Consider the following 2,268-nt stretch of genomic DNA (forward strand, 5'->3'; position numbering starts at 1 on the left):
CCGCCGACAGTCCAGCCGGGCCACCGCCAACGATCACGATGTCATATTCCATCGACTCGCGCGGACCGTACTGCTGATGGCTAAGCGTATTACTTTCCATGTATCAAGACTCATCAACCAGTTCGTTGTTTGGCATCGTGAAAAAATCCCTTCATGTTTGGACACCACGGCGACCGGATGGCTGCTCCAGCGCTTGTCCGCGTGTATCACACAGCGTTGCCACATCCTCTAGGAAGCTCATGTGCGTGCAGGCTGCCGATCGCACATGAGCCGTCGTCCCGCAAGCGACTCATCAGATGATTCAATGATCGGCTGCCTTCACCGACAGGATGCCCGTGTGCCCATAGAACTCCTGCAGCGCGAACGCTTCGCGCTCACGCTGCGCACGGGCGCTGCGATCCAGCATCGAGAAGAGCCAGATGCCCGCGAACGCAAGCGGAACAGAAACCAGCGCAGGGTTGTCGAGGGACACCGGAGCGTGCGCCTGATGCAGCACGTCGACCCATACCGACCGGGAAAGCACGGTCATCGTCAACGCGGAAATCAACCCGAGACCGCCGCCCGCCACAGCGCCGCGGGTCGTCATGCCGCGCCAGAAAATCGACGATACCAGCACCGGAAAGTTCGCACTGGCCGCGACCGCCCCTACAAGACCGGCCATGAACGCCACGTTGATGTGCTCGAAGAGAATCCCGAGTCCGATCGCCATGATGCTCAGGATCAGTGTCGCCATTCGGGAAATGCGCATTTCGCGAGCTTCGTTGGCCTTGCCGCGCGCGAGCCAGCAAGCGTAAAGATCATGCGAAACCGTGGCGGCCCCGGAGAGCGCGAGACCAGCCACCACGGCCAGGATCGTCGCGAAGGTCACGGCGGCGATGAAGCCGTAGAACAGATTGCCGCCCACCGCCTGCGCCAGTTTCACAGCGACCATGTTCGAGCCGCCCAGCAGGTCGCGCGTGAGATTGAACTGCCCGTCGACAGTGGTCTTGAAGAACTCGGGATGCTGGGCGAGCAGCGCAATCGCGGAAAAGCCAATGATGAAGGTCAGCAGATAAAAGTACCCGATAAGCCCGGTGGCGACGAGCGCGGACTTGCGGGCCTCCTTCGCATTCGCCACCGTGAAGAAGCGCATCAGGATATTGGGGAGCCCTGCGGCGCCGAACATCAGCGCGATGCCCAGCGAGAGCGCGTTGAGCGGATCTTTCACCAGCTTGCCAGGACCCATGATGCTGAGCGAGCCGGGATGGACATCCACGGCGCGTCGAAACATCTCCTCGGGGCTGAAGCCAAATTGCGCGAGCGCGATGAGGGCCATGAACGTCGCGCCGCACAGCAACAGCACGGCCTTGATGATCTGCACCCAGGTGGTCGCTGTCATGCCCCCAAAGAAGACGTAGACCACCATCAGCGCACCAACGATGATTTCAGCCATCCAGTACGGCAATCCGAACAGCATCTGGATCAGCTTGCCCGCGCCGACCATCTGCACGACCAGATAGAAGATCACGACGATGAGCGACGTGCTGGCCGTCAAAAGGCGAATCGGTGCCTGCTCAAAGCGGTAGGCGACCACATCGACGAATGTAAATTTGCCGAGGTTGCGCAAGGGTTCGGCGAGCAGGAACATCACGAAAGGCCAGCCGACCAGAAAGCCAATTGAATAGATCAGACCATCGAAGCCGAACACGAACACCATGCCGGAGAGGCCCAGAAACGATGCCGCGGACATATAGTCCCCGGCAATGGCGAGTCCGTTCTGAAAGCCGGAGATGCCGCCACCGGCGCTGTAGAAATCCTTTGTCGTGCGGGTCCTGCGCGAAGCCCAGCGTGTAATGCCGAGCGTGACGAGTACGAACAGCAAAAACATGATGATCGCGACGGGGTTCAGTTCGACGTGATCCGGTACCGATCCTTCGACGGAGGAGGCGTGAGCGAGCGCCGCCGTCGAGGCAAGGCTTGTGCTGAAAAGAAGGCGAACGAGGTTCATCACTCAGTCTCCATGCCGGGCGTTGGCGAGCAGCGCGCTCAACAGCGGATCGAGCGTGCGGGTCGCCCGCAGCGCGTACCATGCGGTCAGCCCGACCGCGATCAGGATGATGCCGACGCCCGCGACAATGCCGATATTCGTTGTGGCTCCGGCATAGATAGGGCGGGCCAACACATGCGGTGCGAGCGCGACGAACAGGATGAATCCGTAGTACGTGAAGATCATCAGCGCCGTCAGCGTGAAGCTGAAACGGCGGCGAGACGCGGTGAGCCGCCGATAGG

At 60.8% G+C, this 2,268-nt stretch carries 2 protein-coding genes; both read right to left on the reverse strand.

Annotated features, from left to right (window positions below):
- Window positions 1–301 precede the first annotated feature (301 nt).
- Entirely contained in the window at window positions 302–1,987 is a 1,686-nt protein-coding gene (locus AWB67_RS36560; RefSeq protein WP_087660705.1) for a cation acetate symporter, read from the reverse strand.
- A gap of 3 nt (window positions 1,988–1,990) precedes the next feature.
- Window positions 1,991–2,268: DUF485 domain-containing protein (locus AWB67_RS36565; RefSeq protein ID WP_087660706.1), on the reverse strand; the 278-nt coding region annotated here is incomplete at its 5' end.

The organism is Caballeronia terrestris, from assembly GCF_001544515.1.
In the GTDB taxonomy this organism is placed as follows: Bacteria; Pseudomonadota; Gammaproteobacteria; order Burkholderiales; family Burkholderiaceae; genus Caballeronia; species Caballeronia terrestris.

Bases quoted from the DNA above. Each gene is read 5' to 3' on its own strand.
- AWB67_RS36560 (WP_087660705.1), bottom strand. From the start codon at position 1,987: ATGAACCTCGTTCGCCTTCTTTTCAGCACAAGCCTTGCCTCGACGGCG.